The sequence below is a fragment of the Leeia oryzae DSM 17879 genome, assembly GCF_000376945.1.
Classification (GTDB): Bacteria; Pseudomonadota; Gammaproteobacteria; order Burkholderiales; family Leeiaceae; genus Leeia; species Leeia oryzae.
Genome location: NZ_AQXU01000024.1, coordinates 241,562 through 266,961, shown reverse-complemented (window position 1 = coordinate 266,961; position 25,400 = coordinate 241,562). Strand labels below are relative to the sequence as shown.

Genomic DNA, 25,400 nt, shown 5'->3' with positions numbered 1-25,400 from the left:
CTCAATTGTTATACTGTCAGTGACTTTGATGGCATTAACCTTATCCACGTATTAATTTCCTTGGCAGCGTATGGCAGAAGATGACGCAGAACGGACCGAACCCGCCTCGGGCAGGCGAATAAGCGAAGCCCGTAACAAAGGTCAGGTTCCAACTTCCCGTGAGCTATCGACCTTTGTCGGTTTGGCAGCAGGTGTCATCGGATTGATGGTCTTTGGCGGATCCATCATGTCTGCACTCAAAATCATGCTGCGTGACGGACTGACGCTGGATTGGCGACTGGATTCCGCGCCTGCATCCATGACGCGCCATCTGTTTGAACAGGCATTACATATGTTGCTGGCAGCCATCCCCTGGCTTGCCTTTATTGCCGTTGCGGCCATTGCAGCTCCGTTGTTGCTGCATGGCTGGCTATTTACACTGACCCCCATCTCGCCCGACTTGAACAAGATCAACCCGCTGAACGGGCTGAAAAGAATGTTTTCACTGTCGAGTTTTGTCGAGCTCGGCAAAGCAGTCCTGAAATCCAGCCTGATTGGTGGCGCAGCCATCATGGTCATCTGGCGCGAACGTGAAACCCTGGTCGCCCTATCACGCATGGATACCCTGAGCGCATTTGAGCTGGTGTGGACGCTAGGCACCAAGGTTCTGCTGTACGCACTGGGCGGCATGCTGCTGATTACTGCGATTGATGTGCCCTATCAGCTATGGCAGTACTATAAAAGCATGCGCATGACCAAGCAGGAAGTCAAAGACGAAGCCAAAGAAGCAGAAGGTAACCAGCAGGTCAAAGGCAAGATTCGCAGCATGCAGCGAGAAGCGGCTCGCCGCAGGATGATGAGTAATGTGCCCAAAGCCAGTGTGATCGTCACAAACCCGACCCACTATGCCGTCGCGCTGCTTTATGATGAGTCGATGGAAGCGCCGAAAGTCATTGCCAAGGGCAAATCCATGCTGGCGGAACGGATCATGGAGCTTGGACGCGACAATCACATCCCTATCCTGCGTTTGCCACCTTTTGCACGGGCATTGTATCAACACGCGGAGCTGGAGCAGGATATTCCGGCACCGTTGTTTACCGCAACGGCGGAAGTGTTTGCCTACCTGTACCAGTTGCAAATCTATGAGCAAACCGGTGGTGTCATGCCTGATTTGCCAACTGACCTTACCATCCCTGCAGAGCTTATTCCGCCTGGCGAATCATAAAGGCTGGATGAAACCCGTATTTGCAACACAAAAATTCCAACAGTTTGCCGTATGTCCGGAATATTCCGTTACAATCTCATGTTAAGTACGCCTAAGTGCCAACCCAGATAACGGATATGCCAAAGTTCAGCCTAAGTAAACTCGCCGGCCCAGTATTAATCATCATGATGCTCACCATGATGATTTTGCCATTGCCTGCGCTTTTGCTGGACTTCTTCTTTACGTTCAATATTGCACTGTCCATTATTGTGCTGCTGGTGTCACTCTATACACTCAAGCCGCTTGAATTTTCTGCATTCCCGACTGTTTTGCTGCTTACCACCCTGCTTCGACTATCACTGAACGTTGCTTCGACGCGGGTCGTGCTGCTGCAAGGCCACACGGGACCAGACGCGGCGGGCAAGGTGATTGAAGCCTTCGGCCACTTTCTGGTGGGCGGTAATTACGCCATCGGTATTCTGGTGTTCATCATCCTGATCGTGATCAACTTTGCGGTGATTACCAAAGGTGCCGGCCGTATTGCCGAGGTGAGCGCACGTTTCACTCTGGATGCCATGCCCGGTAAACAGATGGCCATCGATGCCGACCTCAACGCGGGGCTAATCGGCGAAGAAGAAGCACGCAAACGCCGGATGACCATCGCGCAGGAAGCAGAATTTTTTGGCTCCATGGATGGTGCTTCCAAGTTCGTCCGCGGGGATGCCGTTGCCGGTATCATCATCATGCTGCTGAACGTGATTGGCGGCCTGTTTGTGGGCATGCTGCAGCATGATCTCGGTTTTGCGGACGCGGCCAAAACCTATACGTTGCTAACGATTGGTGATGGTCTTGTTGCCCAGATCCCGGCGCTGATCATTTCTACCGCGGCCGGCATTGTCGTGACCCGGGTGGATACCAATGAAGACATTTCCACCCAGATGGTGGGGCAGCTATTCCGCCGTGGTCAGATCATGTACATCACGGCCGGTCTGCTGGCACTGTTTGGCGTGATTCCCAACATGCCCCACCTTGCCTTTCTGCTATTCGCAGGCATGATAGCCGCCATTGGTTACAATCTGGACAAACGGACCAAGGAAGCGGCCACTCAGCAGGAAACTGCAGCCCTGCAACCAGCACCCGCCGCAGCAGCGCCGGAAGTCAGCTGGGCAGATGTACAACCCGTCGACATGATCGGACTGGAAGTCGGTTACCGGCTGATTGCGCTGGTTGACCGTAACCAGGATGGCGAACTACTGCGACGCATCCGGGGGATTCGCAAGAAAATCGCACAGGATATCGGCTTTCTGGTGCCTGCCGTTCATATCCGAGACAATCTGGAACTCAAGCCCAATACGTATCGCCTGGCTTTGAAAGGCGTGGATATTGCAGAAGGTGAAGCCTATACAGGCATGTTCCTGGCCATTAATCCGGGGCGAGTTCAAGGCCCCTTGCCCGGAACACCCACCAAAGATCCTGCGTTCGGGTTGCCGGCCATCTGGATTGAGGCCAGTCGCAAAGAAGAAGCACAGTCACTCGGCTATACCGTGGTGGATACCAGCACGGTGATTGGCACCCATCTCTCCAATATCATCCAGAGCCATGCCGCCGAACTGCTTGGCAGGGAAGAAGTCCAGCAATTACTGGAGCACGTCGGCAAGGAATACCCGAAACTGGTCGAAGACCTGGTTCCCAAAGTCATCCCGATCGGTATTCTGCATCGGGTTCTGCAAGGCTTGCTGTCTGAAGATGTTCATATCCGTGACATGCGCACCATTCTGGAAACACTGGCCGAATGGGTACCCAAGATTCAGGATATTGACGAGCTGATCAGCCACGTGCGGGTAACACTTGGTCGTGCGATCGTTCATCAAGCCTATCAGGGATTTGGCATCAAGGAGAGCGATGCACTCCCCGTACTGGCGCTGGACCCCAATCTGGAGAATATCCTGTTGCAGGCGACGCAAACCAAAGGGGGTGAAGGTGCCGGTTTTGAACCTAGCCTGGCAGAAAACCTGCTGCATCAAGCCTCTCAGATTGTCCAGCAGCGTGAGCAGCAGGGTCAGCCTTCGGTACTGATGGTGCCCGGCCCGCTAAGGACCATTTTGTCACGTTTTCTTCGTCGGGCCATTCCGCAATTGCGGATCCTGGCACATGCAGAAATTCCGGATACACGCTCTATTCAGGTGGTTGGGGTAATAGGAGGCCGTAACGGATGATCAATTTACATGACTTTTCCATATTAGCCCCCCTAGAAGCACTTCCTGTACAAGCAATCATCAGCTACAGTTCGGGTTATGGTGGTTAAAAAATTCTACGGCAACAATACAAGAGAAGCACTTCGCCAGGTTCGTGACGCACTTGGCCCGGATGCACTCATTCTTTCAAACCGTCAAATAGCTGGCGGCGGTATTGAAATCATGGCAGTGGCAGATACCGATGTTGCCATGCTGACCAATCAGCCGGCCTCCATCAGCCAGCACCAGCCTGCCCCTCAGCAGAATGCCATGAGTAGCCGTCTGGCACATGTCTACGCCCCTGACGGACAAGAACCGGAATCCGCTTTTCCGCAACCGGAATGGCCTCAAGTCACCAGACCACGCGGGCAGCAACCAAGGCCAACGGTCGAAGACGAACCGTTCCTGATCAGCCATACGCCACACAAGCCATCTGCCTCACCCGCCAATGGGCATTCGCAGCGGCAGGCCACCTATGCAGAAACGCCGCCACTGCGCCCGAATGGCACGCGATATGTGGCACCAGAACTGTTTGAAGAAGCAGCGGTTGAGCCTCCTGCGCCTGCCATGACACAAGCGACAGCCAGCGCCCAAAGCAACGCCGCCTCAGAAGCCATTTTGCAAGAAGTCAAAATGTTGCGTGCACTGGTGGAAAGCCAGTTGGCCGGATTTGCCTGGGGTGATCTGACCCAGCATCATCCGGAGCGCCTGGAAATTCTCAGGCAGTTGCTGGCCGCAGGCTTTAGTCCGCGCTTGTCACGTGAAGTGCTCGACAAGATGCCGGACAACCAGACGCCAGATCAAGGCTTCAAATGGGTCCGCAATGCCCTGCTACATAATCTGAAATCCACGACACCGGACAATGAAATCATCGACCGGGGCGGCGTATTCGCCCTGGTGGGTCCGACCGGCGTCGGCAAAACCACCACGGTTGCCAAACTGGCAGCACGTTATACCTTGCGGTACGGCCCGGAACAGGTTGCACTGATTTCAACCGATAGCTACCGGATCGGTGCACATGACCAGTTGAGGATTTACGGCAAGATACTGAACGTCCCCGTGTACTCGGTCAAAGATGAAGACGATCTGCAACTCACCCTGGCCGACCTGGCTTCCAAGCGATTGGTCCTGATTGATACAGTGGGGATGAGCCAGCGGGATCAGCGCGTCATCGAACAGGCCAGCATGCTGGGCGGACGCGGAGTCCCCATTGCACGTATTCTGTTGCTCGCCGCCAATACGCAAGCCAGCACGCTGGATGACGTAGTAAAGCGTTATATCGGGCATGCAAGACAAACCCTGACGCATTGCATCCTGACAAAAATTGACGAAGCCACCAGCCTTGGCGCAGGGCTGGACGCCATGTTAAGACACCGGTTGACGCTATGTTACGTCACCAATGGGCAGCGCGTACCGGAAGACTTGCATCTGGCTAACCCGCTTTACCTGATTGACCGGGCCTTTAAGAATCAGGCCGATTCGGATACCTTCACCTTGCAGCAGGACGAGTTCCCCCTGTTCATGGCTGCCCAGCCCGCCTCTCAGCAACCTGAGGCAGTCAGCCCGAGTGTCAGAAGAACCAACCGGGACCCGCAAAGCAGCGCCTCCGTATTACGTTCCAACCGCAAATAGGTAGCCGGCGATGGAACCGTTCAATTCGTCACGTAACGACCAGGCCAGTGGCCTCCGCCGCCTGTTTGACCAGCGCCAGATGAGAAGCATCGGCTTTGTAGGCGGACGCGGCAGGGTTGGCAAGACCAGTCTGGTTGTCAACCTGGGGGCCGCGTTGACGGCGCTCGGCAAACGCGTGCTGATTCTGGATGAGTTTGCCGGCTCCAGTAATGTGACAGCCCGGCTGGGACTCTATCCCCGGTACGGAATCTCGGCCGTCCTGAATGGACAACAACCTCTATCCAGTCTGGTACTGGAAGCACAGCCTGATTTGCTGGTACTGCCGTTTGCCACGCCAGCATCCGCACTGGCCATGTTGTCTGAAGAAGCAGAACGACGATTGACGGATGATTTCGCCGAACTGAGCGAAGATATCGATTTTCTGCTGGTAGATGCCAGACCACTCACCAGCCCGGACCAGCCGAGCATGGCATTGGTCACGGAAGAACGGATCATTGTGCTGGCCGACCGTGCAGAGGCCATCACCGATGCTTATACTTTCATCAAGCTGCTGTCCCAGCATTTTGCCAAGCGGGACTTTTGGTTACTGGTCAACCGCATGAAGGACTACCCTTCTGCACAGAAGCTGTTCAACCGTATTGCGCAAGTAGCACGCAAATTTACGGATGCCGACGTGAGGATGTTGGGTTTTGTACCAGAAGATGAGAAATTGCACCGGGCCAACCATTTACTGCATCCCCTGATTCCGGCGTTTACGGATGCAGAAGCCAGCCAGGCATGCCTGCAACTGGCAGAAGCACTGACCCGTCTTGCCCCAGCCTCTTCCGCCAGTACAACGCCGAGTGCATTCATGCACCGGTTGATTGCCAGCTGTAGAGCATTTGTTCCCCCGGTATTACAATAATGCCGAACCAGCTGTTATCCCATCACGTAGAGGGTTGAATGTACAAGCCAGACCCTAGACAACGTTTGATTGAACGAGTTGATCAGCATGCTGCACTGGTCAAGCGGATTGCGCATCACCTGATGATGCGCTTGCCGCCGAATATCGAAGTAGACGACCTGATCCAGGTAGGCATGCTGGGTCTGATGGAGGCTGCGCAGCATTATGATGAGCAGCAAGGGGTGTTATTTGAGACGTTTGCGTCTCAGCGCATTCGAGGTGCCATGCTGGATGAACTGAGGGGACAGGACTGGCTGCCACGCCAGGTCCGGAAACAGCTCAAAGAAGTTGAGCAGGCCATGCACAAGCTGGAACACCAGTTAGGACGCGCAGCCACAGAAAATGAAATTGCCCGCCATATGGGCCTGCCACTGGAAGACCTGCAGAAAACCATAGATGATGGCCGCGGGCATCAACTGATTTATCTGGACGATTTTGGCGATGATGACGATCATCACCTGCTGGATGTGTTGCTGCCGGATACGGAAGCCAACCCACACCTGCTGCTGGAAAAGCAGCATTTCCGGCAAGTGCTGGTCAATGCCATCAAGGCACTGCCTGAGCGGGAGCAGTTGTTGATGGGGCTATACTATGAGCAAGAGTTGAATCTGAAAGAAATAGGCGAAGTACTCAGCGTGAGTGAATCACGTGTCAGCCAGCTGCACACACAGGCCATCAGCCGTTTGCGCAGCCACCTGACGGACTGGATAGCAGATAAACAAACCAACTAAGACGACAGCCCATGAAATTCGACTATATTAGCCTGACCGGTATTTCGCTTGCGCTTATCGCCATTCTGGGTGGGCAATTCCTTGAAGGCGGCAACCTCGGGTCGCTGATACAGTTAACCGCGTTCATGATCGTCATTGGCGGAACGCTGGGTGCGATCATGTTGCAGCATTCTTTGCCCGTTTTTCTGCGTGGCGTCAAAATGCTCAAGTGGGTTTTCCGCCCGCCGTTGAATGACTTTCACAAGATGGCAGCAGACCTGGTCAGCTGGAGTCACCTCGCTCGCCGCGGCGGTTTGCTGGCCCTGGAACCCGTGATGGAAGACCAGGATGATCCCTTCATGAAAAAGGGTATCCAGATGCTGGTTGATGGCGTAGAACCCAATGTATTGCGTTCCGCCTTGTGGATTGATATAGCGGTCTATGAAGAGAGAACCAAGAAAGCCGCCAAGGTGTGGGAGGCTGCCGGCGGCTATTCTCCCACCATCGGCATTCTGGGCGCCGTATTAGGCCTGATTCACGTGATGGAGAATTTGTCTGACCCGTCCAAGCTTGGGGCCGGGATTGCCGTTGCGTTTGTCGCAACCATCTATGGGGTTGGCTCGGCCAACCTGTTTTTCCTGCCGGTTGCCAACAAGCTCAAAAGTATCGTCCAGGAAGACATTACCCGGCGCGAGATGTTTATTGAAGGGTTGATTGCCATTGCCAATGGCGAGAATCCAAGGATCATCGAAGCCAAAGTACGCGGCTATCTCAATTGATGCTCTTCTTGATGAACGGCAACTAGCATCAAAACCGCCTTTTAAGCACCGGTCCGATCATCGCCCCAGCGCTGAATGATACGGTGCTCGACCTGCAAATGGTCCAGTACGCGTGCCACCACAAAATCCACCATGTCCTCGACTGACGCCGGATGATGGTAAAATCCGGGTGACGGCGGCATGATCACCACCCCTTGCCTGGCAAGGGTCAGCATGTTTTCCAGATGAATCACGGAAAATGGCATTTCTCTCGGTACCAGAATCAGTTTGCGCTGCTCTTTGAGCATCACGTCTGCCGCACGCTCAATCAGATTGTCGCTCATGCCATGGGCGATGGCCGCCAGTGAGCCCATGCTGCAAGGGCACACCACCATGGCATCTGCCGGGTTGGAACCGCTGGCCACTGGGGCAAACCACTCTTCACGTCCGAAGACGTACAGATCATCTTCCGTAATGGCAAAACGCTGCTGCAACCAGGTTTGAAATTCACCTGCCCGAGCGGGAATCTCCAGTGCTGGCAACTCTTGCTTCAATACCACTTGGGCCGCTTGTGATGTCAGCACAAACTGCCGTACGCCAGCCTGTGCCAGGCACTCGATCAACCGGAGAGCATATGGCATACCGGAAGCTCCAGTCAGAGCAACACAGACGGTATAGCGCTTGGAATGATTACTGCTTTTGGGGTTCGCCATTGCCAGGGATCACAATCATTTGATCATCAGGGTTTGAAGAAGGGGTTGTCGTCGCTGCGGTACTGGCCGGGACAGTCGGAGCCACCGGTTGTGCAGGCTTGGCTGGCGTCGCCGGTACCAGTGGTTTATTGGACTTGGCAGCCGGTGCAGAAGCCACCGCATTATCGACAGGTACGGGAACAGGCATCACCGGCACCAGCGGACATAACTTGCTGGCAAAGGCATCCCCAATGGTATCCGGGACAATCGCCTTGGCATCCGTATCCGTCTGGCTCGCCCGCTCGAGCAGCTTATTCTGGGCATCATACAGCAGCCAGTCCAGCAACAGCAGTGTATGCGATTTGCAATTGATCCGCTCACGGTAAAGCCCCAGCACGACGCGCCCCTTGGCGATCTCGACCGGCGTGGTAAACACGATACGGCGCCAGTAGGTTACTTCATCCGGCTCGAAATTCAGTTTGGTTGCATCGTAAGAATGAGTATTTCCATCCGCCAGATTACCCACGGACAGCCAGCTGGCGGCAGCGCATATACTCGAGCTCAGCATCCAGAACGATAGAACGCCAATCAGGAACCGCCTGTCGAGTCTAAAGCGTTCGGCTGTCATGCAGCTCACGGTGTCGCACCAGAACGGGTTGATGTTGACTGAAATAGGCAGCGAGGGACTCTACCAGATACACCGACCGATGCTGTCCACCCGTACAGCCAACCGCGACCGTCAGATAACTCCGGTTTTCTTCAACATAGGCAGGCAGCCACTTGGCCACCAGCTGCTGGATGTCGTCCAGCATGCTGCCCACGGCAGGAGCCTGCTGCAGAAATTCGGCCACCGGTGCATCCTTGCCCGTCAGCGGGCGTAGCAAGGGATCATAATGCGGGTTTGGCAGGGCTCTGGCATCAAAGACCAGATCGGCATCCAGCGGCAAACCGTGCTTAAAGCCAAAAGACTGGAAAATCAACGTCATCTGATTCTGTTCAACCCCGACCACCAGCTTGACCCAGCTTCTGAGCTGGTTGGCCAGCATGTCGCTGGTATCAATCCGGTGGGCATCATCCACCACTTCTGCCAGTTGCTCACGCTCAAGCTCAATACACTCGGCGACGGTTCTTTGTCCTTCCGATAGTGGATGCTTGCGCCGGGTTTCGGAAAAACGTTTGACGAGGACATCCGTTCTGGATTCCAGAAACAGAAGTCGTACATCCAGACCTGCCACCAGGAAGGCATGCAGATAATTAGGAAGTGAAGACACACTCTGGCTGCTACGCACATCAATGCTGATGGCTGCTTTACGGTAGCCTTGCGCAGACAGAAATTCTGCCATCTGGGGAAGAAAGTGAGCCGGCAGATTATCCACACAGTAATAACCCGAATCTTCCAGCACCGCCAAGGCCACACTCTTGCCAGACCCGGACAAACCGGTAATCAGCACCAGCTGAAACAGCGCAGAAGGTGTTTCATCCGTCAGGTCAGCCATGGCCTCACTCGTCTCCCTGTTCCAGCATTTTCTGCTGGCGTTCGATAAATTCGCGCGTACTGTCAATACCCCGCAATTGCAGGATATACGCCCTGACCGCGGTTTCCACCAGCACAGCCAGGTTACGGCCTGCCGCTACCGGCAGCATGACCTTGCGCACCGGTACACCAAGAATATCCTGGGTCTGGGCATCCATTTCCAGCCGGTCCAGTGCCGCCAGGTTTTCTCCACTGGCTTTTTGCAAATGGATGATCAACTTGAGGGTCTTGCGTGGCCGGACGGCCGTTTCACCAAACACGGTACGGATATTCAGAATCCCTAACCCGCGCACTTCCAGAAAATCCTTGAGTAACGACGGGCAGCGGCCTTCAAGCAGCTCCGGTGCCACGCGGTAAAACTCCACCACGTCATCTGCAACCAGGCCATGGCCGCGACTGATCAGATCCAGTGCCAATTCGCTCTTACCCATTGCTGACTCGCCGGTAATCAGGACCCCAACTTCCAGCACATCCAGAAACACGCCGTGCAAGGCGGTGGATACAGCCAGCGCCTTGGCCAGATAGCCGCGCAGTACGTCCATCAGGTACGGGCTATGTTCGGACGATGAAAACAGCGGTACGTGATATTTCTCACAAAACTCGGCCAGAATCGGCGGCACCTGCTCGCCATTGGCGACAACCATGGCCGCCATCGGGCTGGAAAACAAACGGGTAATGGAGGCATGGAGCGACGGGAAATTCAGGCTACGCAGGTACTCCATTTCGGCCAACCCCAGCACCTGAATGCGGTTGGGGTGGATGAAGTTCAAGTGCCCGACGAGCGCGAGGGATGTCCGGTCTGCGTCATCGTTATTTGAAATGGTGCTTTCAGCGGCAGACAGGCCTGCAACCCAGACCAGATCCAGTTTTTCCCGATTATCATCAAATAACTGCTGAACGCTAATTTGCGGCATGAATTAACCTTGTCCCACCAGCAGCTGATATAGATTGTCCGGGTCCTGTTCCGTCAATAGCTGTTCACGTAAAGAGCGGCTACAGAAGAGTTCGGCCAGCTCGCCCAGAATCTGCAGGTGCAGCTCGCTGGCATTATCGGGCACCAGCAGCACAAACAACAGGCGGACAGGCTTGGCATCCGGTGCATCATAAGGGATGGCTTCTTTCAGGCGAACAAAGAAACCTGCAGCCTCCTTAAGACCTTTGATGCGGCCATGCGGAATGGCAACGCCTTGTCCAAGGCCGGTTGAGCCGAGTTTTTCCCGGTCAAACAGGCTGTCATATACTTTGCTTCTGGCGATTTGATAGTCGTTTTCAGCAATCAGCCCGACTTGCTCGAAAACGCGTTTCTTGCTGCTGACATCCAGGTCCAGCAAGATATGATCGGGTGTTAGAATTTTGCGAATAAAGCTCATAAGATGGCCATTCTGGGCACGTTCAGAAACTGTTTGCAGTCCCTTTTGCGCCTGGCATTATGCATTGTGCCATTAATCAATAAAATTGGTGGGAATAACCCTTGTTGGGCAATTATACATAGAAAAACAGCGAGACAATGCTTGTCTCGCTGTTTAATCTCGTTACTGTCATAAAACTGTTGCAGCATGACATCTTGGATTGTCCTGCCGGCGCAGCTTCATGAGGCTGATACATTATTCTGCCAGTTGGTCATTCAGGTGACGATGACCACCTTCATAACGTTTTTCAGCGCGTTTCTCTTTGTGCTTGAGCACCAGACGGTCCAGTTTATCGATCAGAGAATCAATGGCGGCATACAAATCGGCATGCGTTGCTTCTGCAAAAATATCATTGCCACGCACATGCAAAGTTGCTTCCACTTTCTGTACCAGTTTATCAACAGACATAATCACATTCACATCAATGACATTGTCAAAGTGGCGCGTCACCCTTGTCAGTTTGGAACTCATATACTCGCGAATTGCTGGGGTGATCTCTAGATGATGTCCGCTCATGGTCAGATTCATGGTGTATCTCCTGTATTAAACACGGTTAGCCATTATTCGGTTGAACCGTTACAAAGCCTTGCGTAAATTAACAGGTGGTATTTGCATTGCTTCCCGGTATTTTGCAACTGTACGCCGGGCAACAATGACCCCCTGGTTGGCTAGCATGTCAGAAAGCTGGCTATCACTGAGTGGTTTGTTTGCATCCTCCGCTTGAATCAACTGCTTAATTAGCGCCCGTATCGCAGTAGCGGAACAAGCGCCGCCGGTGTCCGTATCCAATCGACTGCCGAAAAAGTACTTTAGTTCAAAAATACCTCTGGGCGTCATCATGTATTTCTGGTTGGTTACCCGAGAAACGGTCGACTCGTGCAACCCTAATTCATCTGCTATCTCTCTTAATACTAGCGGAGACATGCCGACTTCGCCATATTCAAAAAATTTCCACTGTCTTGCCACAATAGCACGGGTCACACGCAGGATGGTGGTGAACCGCTGCTGAATGTTCTTGATCATCCAGCGGGCTTCCTGCAACTGCTCTTGCAGCCCTTTACCATCTCCGCCACGTTGTCGCCCGAGAATGCTGGCATACAACTGGTTGACCCTGACTTTAGGTACCGCTTCAGCATTAAGATGCGCCACCCACTGGCCTTTTTCCTTGATCACGATCACGTCGGGCACAATATAGTGGGCTTTTTCTTCTGAAAACGGACGGCCCGGTTTGGGGTCCAGCCCGGCAATCAGGGATTGTGCCTGTCTTAACGCATCATCGTCACAGCCGAGCCTTTTCTTCAGTTTGGTATAATCTCGTGCACCTAGCAAGTCCAAATGTGAACAAACGATTTCCCGGGCCAGTTTCTGGGTGTCGGATACGGTTAAACGCTGCAATTGCAGGTCCAGGCACTCGGCCAGATGACGCGCGCCAACACCTGCCGGATCAAAATGCTGCACGTGATGCAACACCGTACGCCACTCATCCTCTTCCGGGCACCAGTCTTCCGGACACATTTCGGCCAGCTCGTCCCAGCTGGCCGACAGATACCCATCGTCATCCAGCGCCTCGATAATCAGCATGGCTAGCGCCTGATCACGCTCAGAGAGACTGACTTCACCTAACTGGGAAAGCAGATGCATGCGCAGCGACAAGGCCTCGGGCGTTTGCTGCCCCCAGTCGCTTTCTTCGTCATCCGAAGAACCACTGGCAGCGGTCCAGCTCAACTCGCCAAGCGCTTCACCAGCGACCTGCCATTCGTCCCCGGCGACGCTGTCGCCTTCGGAAACCGTATTGTCGGAGGATGCCACAGGTATCTGGTCACCGTCTTGCTCGAAGCCATCGGCACGCTCAAGCAAGGGGTTCATTTCCATGAACTGTTCGAGTTCTTGTTGCAAATCCTGCGTTGATAATTGCAGCAGGCGAATGGACTGCTGCAATTGGGGAGTCAGCGTCAGCTGTTGGGAAAGTTTGAGTTGCAGGCCTGGTTTCATCATCTATAACCGGAACTGTTCACCAAGGTAGACACGTCGTACGGATTCGTTCTGTACGATCTCATCTGGCACACCGGCCGCCAGCACTTTGCCCTCTGCAATGATATAGGCACGATCACAGATACCCAGGGTTTCGCGCACATTATGATCCGTGATCAGTACGCCAATGCCTCTGGATTTCAGAAAATTGATGATGCGCTGGATATCGATCACGGCGATCGGATCAACCCCCGCAAACGGCTCATCCAGCAAAATGAATTTGGGGTCGCTGGCTAGCGCCCTGGCGATTTCCACACGCCTGCGCTCACCGCCCGACAGGCTGATGGCTGGCTGATCCCGCAAATGAGACACATGGAGTTCTTCCAGCAGCGTATTGAGCCGCTGGGTACGTTCCCGAAGGTCGGGAATATGCAGTTCCAGCACTGCCATGACATTTTCGGCGACCGTCATGCGACGGAAAATGGAGGCTTCTTGCGGCAGATACCCCAACCCGGCCCGGGCACGGCGATGAATAGGCCAGCGTCCGATATCCTCCCCGTCCAGATAGACGGCACCGCCATTGGCGGGCACCAGCCCTACAATCATGTAGAAACTGGTAGTTTTGCCAGCACCGTTAGGCCCGAGCAGACCCACAACCTCTCCACTACTGATCTCCAGGGAAACATCCTGAACGACCGTGCGCGAGCGGTAGCGTTTTTGTAATTGTTCAGCGCGAAGCTTGCTCATACGATTCCGTTATCCGTGTGCCGCTTATTGAGCCGCGGGCGTGGTAGCTGGTTTTGCTTTGGGCTGGATGATGGCATGCACCCGGCCTGCCGGTTTGCCTGCCGTCGCTGCACCACCCTGCACGCTATATTGCTGTGTGGCAGCATCATAAATGATGACTGCGCCTCGCAACTCGTCACCGCCACGCCGTACGCGTGCATCTCCGGACAATTTCAACAGGCTTTTGGCGCTGTCATAATCGATCCGTGCCGCTTGTGCCTCTACATATTCATCACTCTGATCCTGTTTTTGGCGGAACGTCACCGGCTTGCCCAGTGCCTGCGCCTGCATTTTGCCATCCTTGTCAGACGCCACATCAATACGGTCAGCCCGCAGACGCAAGGTACCTTGGGTAATGATCACATTGCCTTCATAACGGCTGGTGCTATTTGCCATATCGGTGGTCCCTTGGTCGGCTTCGATATTGATCGGCTTGTCACGGTCTGCCTGTTCAGCATGGCCCGATGCACCAAGCATCACACCGGACATCAGGATCAAAGCCTTCAGCAAACGGCCATTTGACATAGATAGCATATTAATTTCGTCCCTTCTGGTATTGCGCCCTGACACGATGCTTGAACAGCACTTTGCGCGTCAGTTGATCATAGTCCATGCCTTGCGCGGTAATTTTTGTCGTACCTTCAGTCAGCACGATCACTGCATCGGTCATGATGCGTTTACTGTCCGGCAGGGCAATCAGCGAGGTGGTATAAATCCGGAGCGCCGGTTTCACTTTACTTGCTTCTCTGGTCAGCGTCACACCGCCCAGAAAGGTAATTTTCTTGCCACTTTTGTCTAGCAGCGCATGTTCGGCAACCACATGTTCCGAGGGCAACCCCGGCTTGTACTGGGTCAAACGCGCGACAAACAGTTCGCTCACGTCATTGTCCGGAAAATGCAGCAGTTTATCGGCAGTCAGCACATGCTGCGGCAAGCCGTCAGCCCCCATGCGGGTAGCCACAAAATGTTCGATCACATAATCCGGATCATGCCGGTCGCTACCATCAAGACGCGGCTTGTGTGGCTGAACAACTTGGCTTAACCAATAGGACAACGCCGCTAGCAGCCCCAAGACCATCAGGGGAAACCAGGGCGCGCTCCTGAAAAGAGAGTTGCGCACTGTTTAGTCCAGATATGGGGCTAATTGGGCAACCAGCGTACCCTGAGCAGCCATGATTGCCTCGCACAACTCTCTGACGGCCCCTTCGCCCCCCTGCTTTTGAGTGACATAGTGCGCATATTGACGGACCACTTCCGGTGCGGCAGGCACGCTAACGGCGAGCCCCGACATCCTCATCGGCGGCAAGTCCACGACATCATCCCCCATAAACCCGGCCTCTTCAGGCGCAACGCCCAACGTCGCCAGTAGCTCGGCAAATGCGGCTTTCTTGTGCTCTACCCCCTGGAAAACATGTTTGATGCCCAGGTTTTTGGACCGTAGCGCAACCGTTTCAGACTTGCGGCCGGTGATAATGGCCAGCTCTACGCCGCTGGCCTGCAACATTTTCAGGCCGTGTCCATCCAGTGTGTTGAACGCTTTCATTTCTTCGCCACGGTCATTGAGGTACAAGCGACCATCCGTCAGAACGCCATCCACATCAAATGCCATCAGGCGGATTTTTTTTGCACGTGCTTCAAAACTTGACATACATTTTCCAGACAAGCCATGCCGGAATGGCTTTGTATTTTATGTTTGTGTATAACAGCCTGATCAGAAAATCAAACAATGCCCGCCTGCAACAGATCATGCATATGAATGGCCCCGACAAGGTGTTGCTGCTCATCCAGCACCAGTAATACCGTGATTTTGGCAGACTCCATCAATTCGAACGCATCCACCGCCAGACGGTCCGCGGCAATGCTCCTTGGCGTCTTGCTCATGGCTTCTTCAATGGACACCTGACGCAGGTCCCCAAATTTACCAAATGCACGGCGCAAGTCCCCATCGGTAAACACGCCCACCAGATTGTTTTGCTCATCCAGCACGGCAGCAAATCCAAGACGTTTGCGGGTAATCACATCCAGCGCTTCCGGCAAAGAGGTCTTCAGCCCAACGACAGGCAGATCATCGCCACGGTGCATCACATCACTCACCCGCATCAGCAAGCGGCGACCAAGGCGGCCACTCGGGTGCGTCAAGGCAAAGTCTTCAGCACCAAATCCCTTCACGTCCAGCAGCGTCACAGCCAAGGCATCGCCCATGGCCAGCGCAGCCGTCGTGCTCGACGTAGGTGCCAGTCCTAGCGGGCACGCCTCATACGCCACGGAGACATCCAGATGCACATCGGCCGCTCGCCCCAGGCTGGATTTAACATTACTGGTCAACGCAATCACGGGAATGACTTGGCGCTTGACGTAGGGCAGGATCGAGAGGATTTCATCACTCTCGCCAGAGTTTGACAGCGCGATCAGCACGTCCCCCTGTTGCAACATGCCCAAGTCACCATGACATGCCTCGGCAGGGTGCAGGAAAAACGCTGGCGTCCCCGTACTGGCCAATGTCGCAGCAATCTTGTTACCAATATGACCGGACTTACCCATGCCGCTGACAACCACGCGGCCCTTGCAAGCCAGCAATACCTTGATCGCACTGACAAAAGTTTCGTCCAGCCGGGACATCATGGCCGCAATCGCATCCGATTCGGTTTTCAGCACCTGACGACCACGTGCCAACAAGGTCTCTGCGGACAGTTGTAATTCAGAAAAATCATTCATAGCTGCCTAGTATAGCTAGGATAAGCAGAAAAGGCAGCATTGACATTGGCTTAGTTGGCATGATTTTAGCTTGTATTTAACAAAGCTTAAGGGAACTGATGGCAAAACCTGCGGGTCCATACGAATCACGGCGTATCACAATGCCATAGACCGATAGTCTGTGATACCCTCAAACCTGACACAAAGACGCCATTGCCACCTGCCTGGCCGTGCATGGCACTGAACTTATCGGCAAGCACCTGCTGGGAAACGAATGCATAACGTACTTGAACCCGTTCTTCTGTTATTGGCCGCCTCGGTGATCGTGGTTGTGCTATGCCGGCAACTGCGTCAGCCCCCTATTCTGGGCTACTTGCTGGTTGGGGTAGTGATCGGGCCACATGCGTTCGGCTGGATACAGGAGTCTACCGGCAGCGAAGTACTGGGAGAAATCGGCGTTGTCTTTCTGATGTTCTCGATTGGTCTGGAATTCAGCTTGGGCAAACTCAAGGCCATGCGTCACAGTGTATTCGGACTCGGCAGCGCCCAAGTCATCATCAGCCTGTTAAGCCTGACACTATTGGGCATATTGATCGGACTGGAATGGCAAAGCGGGTTGGCTATTGGCGGGATGATTGCCATGTCGTCCACCGCCATTGTCAGCAAGCTGCTTTCTGAACGGATGGAACTTGAATCACCGCATGGTCGTCAGATCTTCGGGGTGTTGCTATTTCAGGATTTATCTGTGGTCCCCTTGCTGATCCTGATTCCTGCACTGGCCTCAAATCCGAGCAGCAAAGCCTTGTTCATGCAACTGGGTATTGCGGCGGTACAGGCGACTATCGTCCTTGTGATTGTGTTCTATCTGGGGGATAAATTGCTGCGCCGCTGGTTTCATCTGGTTGCAAGGCAGAAATCCTCAGAACTCTTTATCCTGAACGTGTTATTGGTCACGCTTGGTATCGCCTGGCTTACCGCGCAGGCAGAACTCTCTTTAGCACTGGGCGCCTTCCTCGCCGGTATGCTGATTTCCGAGACCGAATACCGGTTTGAGGTGGAAGACAGCATTCGTCCGTTCCGGGATGTACTGCTGGGCTTGTTCTTTGTCACCATCGGTATGAAGCTGAATATCCTGACAATCTGGCAACATGCAGGCTGGATCGCCATTTTCCTGCTGTTACTGATTCCAGGGAAAATGCTCATGATCGCAGGCCTTGGTAAAGCATTTGGCTTGCCTGCCGGGGTCTCGCTCAGAACCGGCATTTACTTGGCCCAAGCTGGTGAGTTTGGGTTTGTGTTACTGGCCCTGGCCACGCAAAGTGGCCAACAGCTATTGCCGGACTACCTACAACAAAGCCTGCTCAGCGCGATGGTCATCGCCATGTTTGTTGCACCATTGCTGATCCAGAAAAGTGACAAGCTGGTGCTCAAGTTTGTCAAATCCGAGTGGATGTCCCAGTCTCTGCAACTGACCCGCATTGCCATGCAGAGCATGGATTCCGAAGGCCATGTGCTGATCTGTGGTTATGGACGTAGCGGGCAAAACCTGGCCAGATTGCTTGCACAGGAAAATGTCCCCTTCATGGCACTGGACCTTGACCCGGAAAGAATTGCTGAAGCGACCGCTGCCGGGGAGTCAGTAGTCTTCGGCGATGCAGGCAAGAAAGAAGCGCTGCTGGCCGCCGGCCTGAAGCGGGCCAGTGCCGTGGTGGTGGCATTTTCTGATACCCATCTGGCCCAGAAAATCATGAGTCATGTCCAAAGCATACGACCCGAACTGCCCATCATAGTACGCACCGTGGACGGCACGGACATTGACAAGCTCAAGGATGCAGGTGCGGCCGAAGTGGTCGCCGAACTGCAAGAAGGCAGCCTAATGCTCGCCAGTCATACCCTGATGTTGCTGGGGGTCCCGCTTTCGCGGGTGATTCGTCGTATTCGGCAAACAAGGGAGGAGCAATACGCCTTGTTCAAGGGATTCTTTGTGGGGGAAAGCGATGTTCAGGAAAGCGGTGCCGACATCAACCAGCCAAGGTTGCATACTGTCCACATCCCGCCTGGGGCATCGGCCGTGGGGAAAACCCTGAGCACCCTGAATTTTGAGCGCATTGACGTTGAGGTTCGCGCCATCCGCAGACGCAATACCAGAACGGTATCTCCAGAAGCAGAAACTGAAATTCTCAGTGACGACACATTGGTGCTGTTAGGCACACCAGAAACCTTAAGCCTGGCTGAAAGCCTGCTGCTGCAAGGTCACTGAAAACGTCACATTGATAGGCTAATACCGGCACGGTGGTTTACAAACCCCACCGTGTCAGCATGACAAGCAGGCAAGATCAGTCCAATAGCAGGGCACCACCGCAATTACTGGCCGCAGAGGTATTACCTGCATCCCAGAGAGAATCTGCCGCTGCCCCATTCGTCGTGCAGCCACCCGCCCCAGCCACAGCCGGCGCAGTAGAACCAGAGGACCAAGCACTGAAGCGAAAGCCACCCGACACCGGACTTTCATTATCCAGTTTGGTATCCAGCTCCCGTAGCACGCTCACCGGCATCATGTTGCCGGTTTTGATGTTGTGCCTTGGCGTATTTCCACTGGTCGCAGTGGCTGTCGCATAGTTTCCGTCAAACGCAATTTGCATGACGCCACCCCAGCGGTTTACGGGTGAATTTGCCGCCGTATTGATCGCCCCTGCCCCGCTATAATCTCCCGCCAGAAACCCTGCGGCACTGAGGTGATTAAATGCCAGCACGGATTTTTGTGCCGTATCAATCGCGCCGGTATTGCAGTTACTGCTGCAATTAACGGCCCCGGGTATTGCCGTACTGGCCTGATCCCAGTCCCCCGGTACATGATGGTAGCGGTCCTGAAATGCAAGGAAAGCTGTCTGGATGCCTTTAACATCAGCGATCAGGCTATTGACCTTGGCATTATTGATCATTGCTTGCCCCTTGAGAATACCACCCAGCAGCAGCCCCATGATCACCAGTACGATGGCCATCTCGACCATGGTAAAACCGGTATATGAGGCATATGGTTTCAGTCGCTCTAAACATTTGTACCGCATTGATTTTTCACCCAACCATAAAATGACAATGTCATTTTATAAAGAAACAAATCATGCGTCAAATTAGAAGAAGGGCAAGCTATCCTGTCAGGGCAAACGCCCTGCCATTAACATGCGGCCATAAATTTCCGCCGATGAAATCCAGGTCATTTGATCGTCAAATTCGCCACCAATCGTCCCTGCCATTGTCGGTGCGTGGTACACAAAGATACGGTCTGCGCTTCCTCCATTCTGATTCGGATTCTGAGCTTCATCCTTGCTTTTACCCCCTGCAAGCGCATTACCACCCGTCGAATACAGAACCACCGCTACGCCTGGTGCCAGCCAGGTAGCGGATGGTGAACAACTCGCGGTACTACATACGCATAACTCGGGTAAAAGTGGTGTGGCCTGATAAAAATTGGACGCCAGATTTGGCGAGGCTTGTCGGTTCGCCGTCCATAGTCCGGCATAATTGCTGCCGGGTGCAGACAGACAAGAAACTGCGCCGGAAAAAGCATTGACCGCCACGGCATACCGGACACGATTGGCTGTCTGCCCCCAGGCATCCGCTATAAAGCCCTGACCATCAACACCACTAATTCCCAAGGCCGCTGCGGGTAAAAAACCATCGTAAGGATGCGTACAATGTCCTTGGGCATCCACATCTGGCTGACCCGCACTAGCGGCAGAGGCAGGACAAGGCAATTGACCATATAACGCCACATAATCCAGTACAGCAATGCGTGCAATGTCTAATCGCTGACGGGTTTCATCCTGTTGACGGTTTTGATTCATGGTGCCCAATAGCCGCAAGGCTCCCGCTGTCAGGATACTGATTACCAGCAGAACAATCGCGAGTTCCAGCAAAGAAAAGCCCGCTGAGCGGCAGCGTCCCAAACGACACCTACCGGACACCTGTGCATATCTCAACATGGCCCCGTTCTCCTTATCTGGGTATATGGCTGACTGCCGGCCGCAACGTACACAAGATCAAACTCGCTTTGGCATCCGGATAACTGCACCTGAACGTGATCATCTGTAAGTTTTTGATAGCGGAAGGTATAGCCCCAATGCCTTTCCAGGCGAGTCCAGCGGTTGATTTTTCCTGGTGCGGACGGGTGCAGCGTATCCAGCGGCGGGCGAAAAGGCGGATATGGATAGTTCAGGTCATGTGCCAGTACCTGCACCACATGCCACACCAATCGATCCACCAGCTCCTGACGGGTAATCCAGACCAGTTGATCATTGAACCGATAGGGTGACTCATACAATGCGGATGAAGCATCATCCCGGCTGATGGGCGCCTGAATCAGGCTCAAAGTGAGTGCCGCATTGTCATAGTGCCCCGATACCATGAATGCATGCCCAGCCCCAATGGTGATGTTATCCAGATACTGCGACAGTATGGAGCGGCTAAGCTGGGTCCATTGAGATGTCCTTGGTGCATCAGCACGACCAGGCGCGATCAGAATCATGGCGACCTGATCGCTAATCACCTTGCCATTCGTATCACGAATGACTAACCAAGGATAAGGCAACGCGCCATGCTGGCATATGGCAGTCCCTGCAGGTTGACTCAAGATGTCTGCATTCAGGAAATCAAGACAAGCCCCGCCTGGTGAGGCCGGGTCACTCGCCACATCCAGCAAATTAGGGGATACGGCATACCAGATCGACTCCCCGGTCGGGTCGCCTTGCCACATGCCTGACGTCGTCGGTATCCTGACATCCCGGACTGGTAATCGGCCGATACAGCGCAAGCCCGCATAAGCCGTGGCATTGATACCATACTTTGCATAAGGCAAACCATCCGCAGCCAGGGCATCCAGGCAGACACCATAATCACCGATGCCATGTGATGACCCATTCAGCAAAATGTCCGGGGCAAATGCGCTGCCCAGCACTGACCCAGCATCATCGGATGCCATGGCATCGAGCAAACTCTGCTTGATGTGTTGCAAATGCGATTGCTGTTGACGGATACCATGCATCACGGTTGCACTTTGCTGCCAGTGCATGAGCCACCAGCCGGCCAGCAAAACCAGCCACACCATGCACATCAGCAGCAATACGGCCCCCCGCAGGTGTTTGCAACGTATACTCATGGCATAGCCTGCCGAGCTTTATCCTCAGGCGGCGGGCCTTCCTGAACACGGCCATTGGCCATATCCAGGTGCTGGCCGACTTTTAGCGTATAGATCCCCTGCTTTTTTTCTGCACGCTTGTGTATCACCCGCACCAGACGACCTCCTGTTGGCTCGATCACCACATCCTCTGTCGCTTGTTCACCAGCAGATATCCATTGCCCGTTCAACAATAATTTTTTTGGGCGATGCCGTATCTGGATCATGCCTGCAACATGGACAATCTGCCCTGATGCCGTCTCATGACTACGCCCCGCAAGCACGGCATGCCGCTCTTCGGCAGAAAAGACCAATGTTCCCAACGGACTGGCAAACAGTTGTCCCGCCAGCATGCTTGCCCAAACAATAACCATTAGGCTTTTAACGGAATGATGTTTCTGCCTCAAGGAAGGACTTCCTGCGTGCCGGTCTTGGCGGGTAACCGTTCAACGCCAAACCAGTCAATTTCACAATGTAAAGAGAGGGTAGGTGCATCCATCTCGGAGGCCGTCCTCTCTTCTGCCGCATGCCGCTGCAACTGGCATTGATGCACCTTTGCAGTACCTTCCGTCCCGCGGATAGCATCCAGAAAGTCAAACCATTCCCCTTCCTGCACAATCTGCAGGGATACCGACATGCGGGTAAAGACGGGTTGCCAACCTCCCAGCCCTCCTTCTGACACGGGCTGTCTGGGAGAAAGATGGTACTCAAGCTGTGCATACGGGTGCTGTACCTGCCAGTGATCCAGCCGTTGCAGCCACAGGGTGCGTGACTCAGGCCTCATCCAGCCATAACTGCTTAAGCGGCTCAGCTCCCCCTGATGCGCCAGCAGCCATTGCTGGCGAGCCTTCGCCTCCAGCCGGGCAGACTGAATCGCCTTTATGCGCACTCTGAGGCCAGACATTCGCTCATCAATACGGGTCTGATACCAGGCCCCATAACCGATGACTGCGCACAAGCAAATCGCAAGCACAACCAGACTCGCAATCACGGGCAAACATGAGATGACTGTGGCCTGTCGTTTCATTTGCGGCTGATCAATGGATGGTTTAGCTGCATGGAAAAGCGGTTTGCTGTGTCTCCATGCAGTGCTTCATTAGAAATTTCAACCGTGGACCCGGTATCCACTGGCCATTTCAGTATCAGGATGCTGGTCTGGGGAAAGAGACGAGACAATGCCGACTGCAACCCGACCACCTGCGCATTATGCGCAGTCAGATCTGAAGCAACATCGACAAAATGCCCCTGCAACACCAGACTCATCTGCTGTGGCGGCCACGTATGCAATTTGTCTGCCACCCCAAGCTGCCAGTTGATTTCGTCAAGCCGGATAGAGGGAAAAGCAGCAATTCCCTGACTCAGCCTGGTTAATATGTCAGCAGGTTCAGGCCATTGCGCTAACAATCGCGCGGTCTGAACAACCGCTTGGGCTTGGGCAACATCAACATTATCAGGGGCCAACAAGGCGATCTTGCTCTCAGGCTGAGTCAGCAGCCTTGCATAATCGTGCTCAAGCCGCGTTTGCTCGTAGCGCTTGACATGACTACGCTGATAGACAAACCCAGAGACCAATAGCAGGACGAGCAAGAGCGCAGCAGCAGCACACCATAGTTGTTGCTTCACTTGCTTGTGCTTGCGCATCTGCTTGGCAACATCCGGTAAAAAACCCGGCTCGTTTTGCAGGTCAGCCAACGCATGCAGCATAAGCGGCGTCAGGCCGGTCGTCGGTCGATCATCAATCTGCCACCCTAACTGCTCAAACACAAACCGGCTTTCTGCGGCGCGCACACTTTCCAGAGAGACCAATACCGGCACGTCATCCGCTATGGTGGCAATGCCTGCCTGTTGAAAGGCAAAATCACAGGTTTTCTGAATTTCTTTACCCAGCTTGGTATGTTCCTGCACGAGACTGGCTGGTAATTTACGGATCAACAACAACCCGGCATCGCTATATACAAGCACGCGAAGATAGCGGTTCTCCATCACGACCCAGACCGCATGCCTATGCGACGGTACCGGCACAGGCAGCTTTGGCCTTGCCATCACACCAAATACGGACTGCATGGTATCCACTTGAATGGCGGATGCCTGAATCAACGCTGCCCAGGGTGCTAAGCCCCCCTCCTCTTCCAGTACCAATAATTGCCCCAACCATTGGTGATCTGCAGTGAGGAACGGTTGCTGCAGAATGCTCATCCGATAGGTTGCAGTGGCAAAACGCTGTAGCAACCGCCTGTTTAACACCCGGGTGGCCAGTTTTCTGGCAATTGCCGGCAGGCGTTCATGATGCACGGTCTCTTGTGCTGTCTCGAATAACCAGCTAAACCGGTCACGTGCATGTGTGTTCAGGAAAAAGCGGAACGAGGTGATGCCTGCATCATCCGCCGGGTAAAAAGCGTGTTGCTGCATGTTGGCATGCTGTTTTCGCCATACCTGCATCCCTGCTTCATCGCTCAGCAAATACCAGTGTGCCATTGCTACAGCACCATGCGGTCAAGGTTGTCATAAATCACGCCAAACACTGCCATCAACATCCAGCCGAGCATGGCACCCAGCAGAACCATGATAGTGGGCTGTATCAAGGCCAACAGTCTGGCCTCGGTGGCCTGAATATCTTGCTCATAGAGTGCCTGCAGATGCTGAAGTGCGCTGGCTAATGTGCCCGTCTGCTCGCCAACATGCAGCATCTCTCGCATCAAGGGAGGGAAACAACCTGCACCAGCAAAGGCTTGTGCCAACCCCATGCCCTGCACAATGGAATGTCTGGCTGTTGCCAACCCGGTCTTCAATACCGGATTCGTCACAACCGCCAGCGAGGTGCCCAATGCATCCAGCAAGGGCACACCTGCCTCATACAAAGCACCCAGCGCATGAATGAATCTTGATAATTGGACCTTTTGATTAAGCTTTCCCAGTATCCAGACCTTCAAAGCACCATGAGCCACCCATAGACGGCACACGGGGAACATCAGATACGCAGCCCCCAGCACCAGTAGTAATACACTTGAAACGATCATGATCGTGACACCATGGGTCACAATCATGCCCGACAATCCGAGCAATCCCTGTGTGTACCAGGGGGCTGGTATCTGCAGATTTCTTAAAAAGAGGGCTAATTCGGGTACCACCTTTATCAACAGCACGAGAAGAGCCATTCCTGTCAACACCAGTGTCAGCAGAGGGTACAAGAGCAGGGTCAGCAACTGGCGCCTGCGGTTCTCCTGCGCTTGCAAACGGCGGGCGGCCAGAAGCAGCAGGCTCGTTAGCAGGCCTCCCTGCTCGCCAGCATGGATCAACGCAATCGTGACAGCATCCATATGCGCAATAGACTTGTGTAGCGCAGTCGATAGCTGATCGCCACTTTCTACCCGTTGCCGGACACAAAGAATCTTGCTACTTAACACAGGAGACGCTTGAGACTGTAATAATGCCAGCGACGCTAGCAAGGGTATGCCGGCATCCAGCATGCGTTGCAGATGAAACAGGAAAGTACATACATCCACCTTCAGGGTCTGATACCCCCTGAAACTGTACTTGCTGACCCAGGCTCTGCGGGCCGATAGCACATCCAGTCCGGCAGCTTGCAGATAGGCTTCAAGTGCGTGTCGCGTGTCGGCATGCAACTGCCCGCGCACAACCATCCCCCCCGCATTGAGTGCACGATAATGATAAACAGGCATG

The 25,400-nt window shown here is 54.0% G+C and carries 26 protein-coding genes; 7 read left to right on the top strand and 19 right to left on the bottom strand.

All coding sequences use genetic code 11. From position 1 onward, the window contains the following. Nucleotides 1-70 precede the first annotated feature (70 nt). From flhB to F552_RS0112805, 6 genes are all read left to right on the top strand, one after another. Complete coding sequence (gene flhB, locus F552_RS0112830) at nt 71-1,204, top strand: flagellar biosynthesis protein FlhB (RefSeq protein WP_026182697.1); 1,134 nt, start codon at nt 71-73, stop codon at nt 1,202-1,204. A gap of 116 nt (nt 1,205-1,320) precedes the next feature. Beyond that, nucleotides 1,321-3,399, top strand: a complete 2,079-nt coding sequence (flhA, locus tag F552_RS0112825) for a flagellar biosynthesis protein FlhA (RefSeq protein ID WP_156802317.1) — start codon at nt 1,321-1,323, stop codon at nt 3,397-3,399. A 78-nt stretch (nt 3,400-3,477) separates the two neighbouring features. Continuing rightward, nucleotides 3,478-5,049, top strand: a complete 1,572-nt coding sequence (gene flhF / locus F552_RS19350) for a flagellar biosynthesis GTPase FlhF (RefSeq protein WP_018152153.1) — start codon at nt 3,478-3,480, stop codon at nt 5,047-5,049. A gap of 10 nt (nt 5,050-5,059) precedes the next feature. Beyond that, the gene (locus F552_RS0112815) at nt 5,060-5,953 is read left to right on the top strand and encodes a MinD/ParA family ATP-binding protein (RefSeq protein ID WP_018152152.1); all 894 of its coding nucleotides are present in this window, start codon (nt 5,060-5,062) and stop codon (nt 5,951-5,953) included. Nucleotides 5,954-6,018: 65 nt separating this feature from the next. Next, a complete protein-coding gene (locus F552_RS0112810; RefSeq protein WP_245546690.1) occupies nt 6,019-6,723 on the top strand; it encodes an RNA polymerase sigma factor FliA in 705 nt (234 codons plus the stop codon). 11 nt (nt 6,724-6,734) lie between these two features. Continuing rightward, nucleotides 6,735-7,481 (top strand): flagellar motor protein, encoded by a 747-nt coding sequence (locus tag F552_RS0112805; RefSeq protein WP_018152150.1) that lies wholly within the window; start codon nt 6,735-6,737, stop codon nt 7,479-7,481. A gap of 41 nt (nt 7,482-7,522) precedes the next feature. Here the strand turns inward: F552_RS0112805 and F552_RS0112800 are convergent, their stop codons facing one another. From F552_RS0112800 to F552_RS0112740, 12 genes are all read right to left on the bottom strand, one after another. Beyond that, nucleotides 7,523-8,173, bottom strand: a complete 651-nt coding sequence (locus F552_RS0112800) for a flavin prenyltransferase UbiX (RefSeq protein ID WP_051078313.1) — start codon at nt 8,171-8,173, stop codon at nt 7,523-7,525. Continuing rightward, nucleotides 8,151-8,780, bottom strand: coding sequence for a surface-adhesin E family protein (locus F552_RS0112795; RefSeq protein WP_373280223.1), 630 nt, complete (start codon nt 8,778-8,780; stop codon nt 8,151-8,153). Before F552_RS0112795 ends, F552_RS0112800 begins: the two co-directional genes overlap by 23 nt. Next, nucleotides 8,761-9,648, bottom strand: a complete 888-nt coding sequence (gene rapZ, locus F552_RS0112790) for an RNase adapter RapZ (RefSeq protein ID WP_018152147.1) — start codon at nt 9,646-9,648, stop codon at nt 8,761-8,763. Before rapZ ends, F552_RS0112795 begins: the two co-directional genes overlap by 20 nt. Before the next feature lie 4 nt (nt 9,649-9,652). Next, nucleotides 9,653-10,600: an HPr(Ser) kinase/phosphatase gene (hprK, locus tag F552_RS0112785; protein WP_018152146.1), complete on the bottom strand. Its 948-nt coding sequence runs from the start codon at nt 10,598-10,600 to the stop codon at nt 9,653-9,655. Nucleotides 10,601-10,603: 3 nt separating this feature from the next. After that, nucleotides 10,604-11,056, bottom strand: coding sequence for a PTS sugar transporter subunit IIA (locus F552_RS0112780; protein WP_018152145.1), 453 nt, complete (start codon nt 11,054-11,056; stop codon nt 10,604-10,606). Between the two features lie 234 nt (nt 11,057-11,290). After that, entirely contained in the window at nt 11,291-11,623 is a 333-nt protein-coding gene (gene hpf, locus F552_RS0112770) for a ribosome hibernation-promoting factor, HPF/YfiA family (RefSeq protein WP_018152143.1), read from the bottom strand. Between the two features lie 48 nt (nt 11,624-11,671). Next, a complete protein-coding gene (locus F552_RS0112765) occupies nt 11,672-13,090 on the bottom strand; it encodes an RNA polymerase factor sigma-54 (protein ID WP_018152142.1) in 1,419 nt (472 codons plus the stop codon). Next, on the bottom strand, nt 13,091-13,813 hold the full coding sequence (gene lptB, locus F552_RS0112760) for an LPS export ABC transporter ATP-binding protein (protein ID WP_018152141.1): 723 nt from the start codon (nt 13,811-13,813) through the stop codon (nt 13,091-13,093). Between the two features lie 24 nt (nt 13,814-13,837). Then, the gene (gene lptA / locus F552_RS0112755) at nt 13,838-14,386 is read right to left on the bottom strand and encodes a lipopolysaccharide transport periplasmic protein LptA (protein ID WP_211208277.1); all 549 of its coding nucleotides are present in this window, start codon (nt 14,384-14,386) and stop codon (nt 13,838-13,840) included. A gap of 1 nt (nt 14,387) precedes the next feature. Then, the gene (gene lptC, locus F552_RS19345) at nt 14,388-14,972 is read right to left on the bottom strand and encodes an LPS export ABC transporter periplasmic protein LptC (RefSeq protein ID WP_156802315.1); all 585 of its coding nucleotides are present in this window, start codon (nt 14,970-14,972) and stop codon (nt 14,388-14,390) included. Nucleotides 14,973-14,975: 3 nt separating this feature from the next. Further along, nucleotides 14,976-15,500: a KdsC family phosphatase gene (locus F552_RS0112745; RefSeq protein ID WP_018152138.1), complete on the bottom strand. Its 525-nt coding sequence runs from the start codon at nt 15,498-15,500 to the stop codon at nt 14,976-14,978. A gap of 71 nt (nt 15,501-15,571) precedes the next feature. Further along, nucleotides 15,572-16,567, bottom strand: coding sequence for a KpsF/GutQ family sugar-phosphate isomerase (locus F552_RS0112740; protein WP_018152137.1), 996 nt, complete (start codon nt 16,565-16,567; stop codon nt 15,572-15,574). 253 nt (nt 16,568-16,820) lie between these two features. On the opposite strand from F552_RS0112740, the gene F552_RS0112735 reads away from it, so the two are divergent. Beyond that, nucleotides 16,821-18,806, top strand: coding sequence for a monovalent cation:proton antiporter family protein (locus F552_RS0112735; protein ID WP_018152136.1), 1,986 nt, complete (start codon nt 16,821-16,823; stop codon nt 18,804-18,806). A gap of 76 nt (nt 18,807-18,882) precedes the next feature. Here the strand turns inward: F552_RS0112735 and F552_RS20110 are convergent, their stop codons facing one another. From F552_RS20110 to F552_RS0112700, 7 genes are all read right to left on the bottom strand, one after another. After that, nucleotides 18,883-19,614, bottom strand: a complete 732-nt coding sequence (locus tag F552_RS20110; protein ID WP_018152135.1) for a type II secretion system protein — start codon at nt 19,612-19,614, stop codon at nt 18,883-18,885. Between the two features lie 87 nt (nt 19,615-19,701). Continuing rightward, nucleotides 19,702-20,529 (bottom strand): type II secretion system protein, encoded by an 828-nt coding sequence (locus F552_RS0112725; protein ID WP_018152134.1) that lies wholly within the window; start codon nt 20,527-20,529, stop codon nt 19,702-19,704. Beyond that, nucleotides 20,523-21,701, bottom strand: a complete 1,179-nt coding sequence (locus F552_RS0112720; protein WP_018152133.1) for a hypothetical protein — start codon at nt 21,699-21,701, stop codon at nt 20,523-20,525. Before F552_RS0112720 ends, F552_RS0112725 begins: the two co-directional genes overlap by 7 nt. Next, complete coding sequence (locus F552_RS0112715) at nt 21,698-22,072, bottom strand: hypothetical protein (RefSeq protein ID WP_018152132.1); 375 nt, start codon at nt 22,070-22,072, stop codon at nt 21,698-21,700. The genes F552_RS0112720 and F552_RS0112715 overlap by 4 nt, the downstream gene beginning before the upstream one ends. Nucleotides 22,073-22,122: 50 nt before the next feature. Further along, nucleotides 22,123-22,623, bottom strand: a complete 501-nt coding sequence (locus F552_RS0112710; protein WP_156802314.1) for a hypothetical protein — start codon at nt 22,621-22,623, stop codon at nt 22,123-22,125. Nucleotides 22,624-22,742: 119 nt separating this feature from the next. Next, on the bottom strand, nt 22,743-24,194 hold the full coding sequence (locus F552_RS0112705) for a hypothetical protein (RefSeq protein WP_018152130.1): 1,452 nt from the start codon (nt 24,192-24,194) through the stop codon (nt 22,743-22,745). Between the two features lie 2 nt (nt 24,195-24,196). Continuing rightward, nucleotides 24,197-25,399, bottom strand: a complete 1,203-nt coding sequence (locus F552_RS0112700) for a type II secretion system F family protein (RefSeq protein ID WP_033375527.1) — start codon at nt 25,397-25,399, stop codon at nt 24,197-24,199. Nucleotide 25,400: the final 1 nt, after the last annotated feature.

Excerpts from the sequence above, each read along its gene's own strand:
- flhB (WP_026182697.1), top strand. The coding sequence starts at position 71 with ATGGCAGAAGATGACGCAGAACGGACCGAACCCGCCTCGGGCAGGCGA.
- flhA (WP_156802317.1), top strand. The coding sequence starts at position 1,321 with ATGCCAAAGTTCAGCCTAAGTAAACTCGCCGGCCCAGTATTAATCATC.
- flhF (WP_018152153.1), top strand. The coding sequence starts at position 3,478 with ATGGTGGTTAAAAAATTCTACGGCAACAATACAAGAGAAGCACTTCGC.
- F552_RS0112815 (WP_018152152.1), top strand. The coding sequence starts at position 5,060 with ATGGAACCGTTCAATTCGTCACGTAACGACCAGGCCAGTGGCCTCCGC.
- F552_RS0112805 (WP_018152150.1), top strand. The coding sequence starts at position 6,735 with ATGAAATTCGACTATATTAGCCTGACCGGTATTTCGCTTGCGCTTATC.
- F552_RS0112800 (WP_051078313.1), bottom strand. The coding sequence starts at position 8,173 with ATGGCGAACCCCAAAAGCAGTAATCATTCCAAGCGCTATACCGTCTGT.
- F552_RS0112795 (WP_373280223.1), bottom strand. The coding sequence starts at position 8,780 with ATGACAGCCGAACGCTTTAGACTCGACAGGCGGTTCCTGATTGGCGTT.
- rapZ (WP_018152147.1), bottom strand. The coding sequence starts at position 9,648 with ATGGCTGACCTGACGGATGAAACACCTTCTGCGCTGTTTCAGCTGGTG.
- hprK (WP_018152146.1), bottom strand. The coding sequence starts at position 10,600 with ATGCCGCAAATTAGCGTTCAGCAGTTATTTGATGATAATCGGGAAAAA.
- F552_RS0112780 (WP_018152145.1), bottom strand. The coding sequence starts at position 11,056 with ATGAGCTTTATTCGCAAAATTCTAACACCCGATCATATCTTGCTGGAC.
- hpf (WP_018152143.1), bottom strand. The coding sequence starts at position 11,623 with ATGAATCTGACCATGAGCGGACATCATCTAGAGATCACCCCAGCAATT.
- F552_RS0112765 (WP_018152142.1), bottom strand. The coding sequence starts at position 13,090 with ATGATGAAACCAGGCCTGCAACTCAAACTTTCCCAACAGCTGACGCTG.
- lptB (WP_018152141.1), bottom strand. The coding sequence starts at position 13,813 with ATGAGCAAGCTTCGCGCTGAACAATTACAAAAACGCTACCGCTCGCGC.
- lptA (WP_211208277.1), bottom strand. The coding sequence starts at position 14,386 with ATGCTATCTATGTCAAATGGCCGTTTGCTGAAGGCTTTGATCCTGATG.
- F552_RS0112745 (WP_018152138.1), bottom strand. The coding sequence starts at position 15,500 with ATGTCAAGTTTTGAAGCACGTGCAAAAAAAATCCGCCTGATGGCATTT.
- F552_RS0112740 (WP_018152137.1), bottom strand. The coding sequence starts at position 16,567 with ATGAATGATTTTTCTGAATTACAACTGTCCGCAGAGACCTTGTTGGCA.
- F552_RS0112735 (WP_018152136.1), top strand. The coding sequence starts at position 16,821 with ATGCATAACGTACTTGAACCCGTTCTTCTGTTATTGGCCGCCTCGGTG.
- F552_RS20110 (WP_018152135.1), bottom strand. The coding sequence starts at position 19,614 with ATGCGGTACAAATGTTTAGAGCGACTGAAACCATATGCCTCATATACC.
- F552_RS0112725 (WP_018152134.1), bottom strand. The coding sequence starts at position 20,529 with ATGTTGAGATATGCACAGGTGTCCGGTAGGTGTCGTTTGGGACGCTGC.
- F552_RS0112720 (WP_018152133.1), bottom strand. The coding sequence starts at position 21,701 with ATGAGTATACGTTGCAAACACCTGCGGGGGGCCGTATTGCTGCTGATG.
- F552_RS0112715 (WP_018152132.1), bottom strand. The coding sequence starts at position 22,072 with ATGCTGGCGGGACAACTGTTTGCCAGTCCGTTGGGAACATTGGTCTTT.
- F552_RS0112710 (WP_156802314.1), bottom strand. The coding sequence starts at position 22,623 with ATGTCTGGCCTCAGAGTGCGCATAAAGGCGATTCAGTCTGCCCGGCTG.
- F552_RS0112705 (WP_018152130.1), bottom strand. The coding sequence starts at position 24,194 with ATGGCACACTGGTATTTGCTGAGCGATGAAGCAGGGATGCAGGTATGG.
- F552_RS0112700 (WP_033375527.1), bottom strand. The coding sequence starts at position 25,399 with ATGCCTGTTTATCATTATCGTGCACTCAATGCGGGGGGGATGGTTGTG.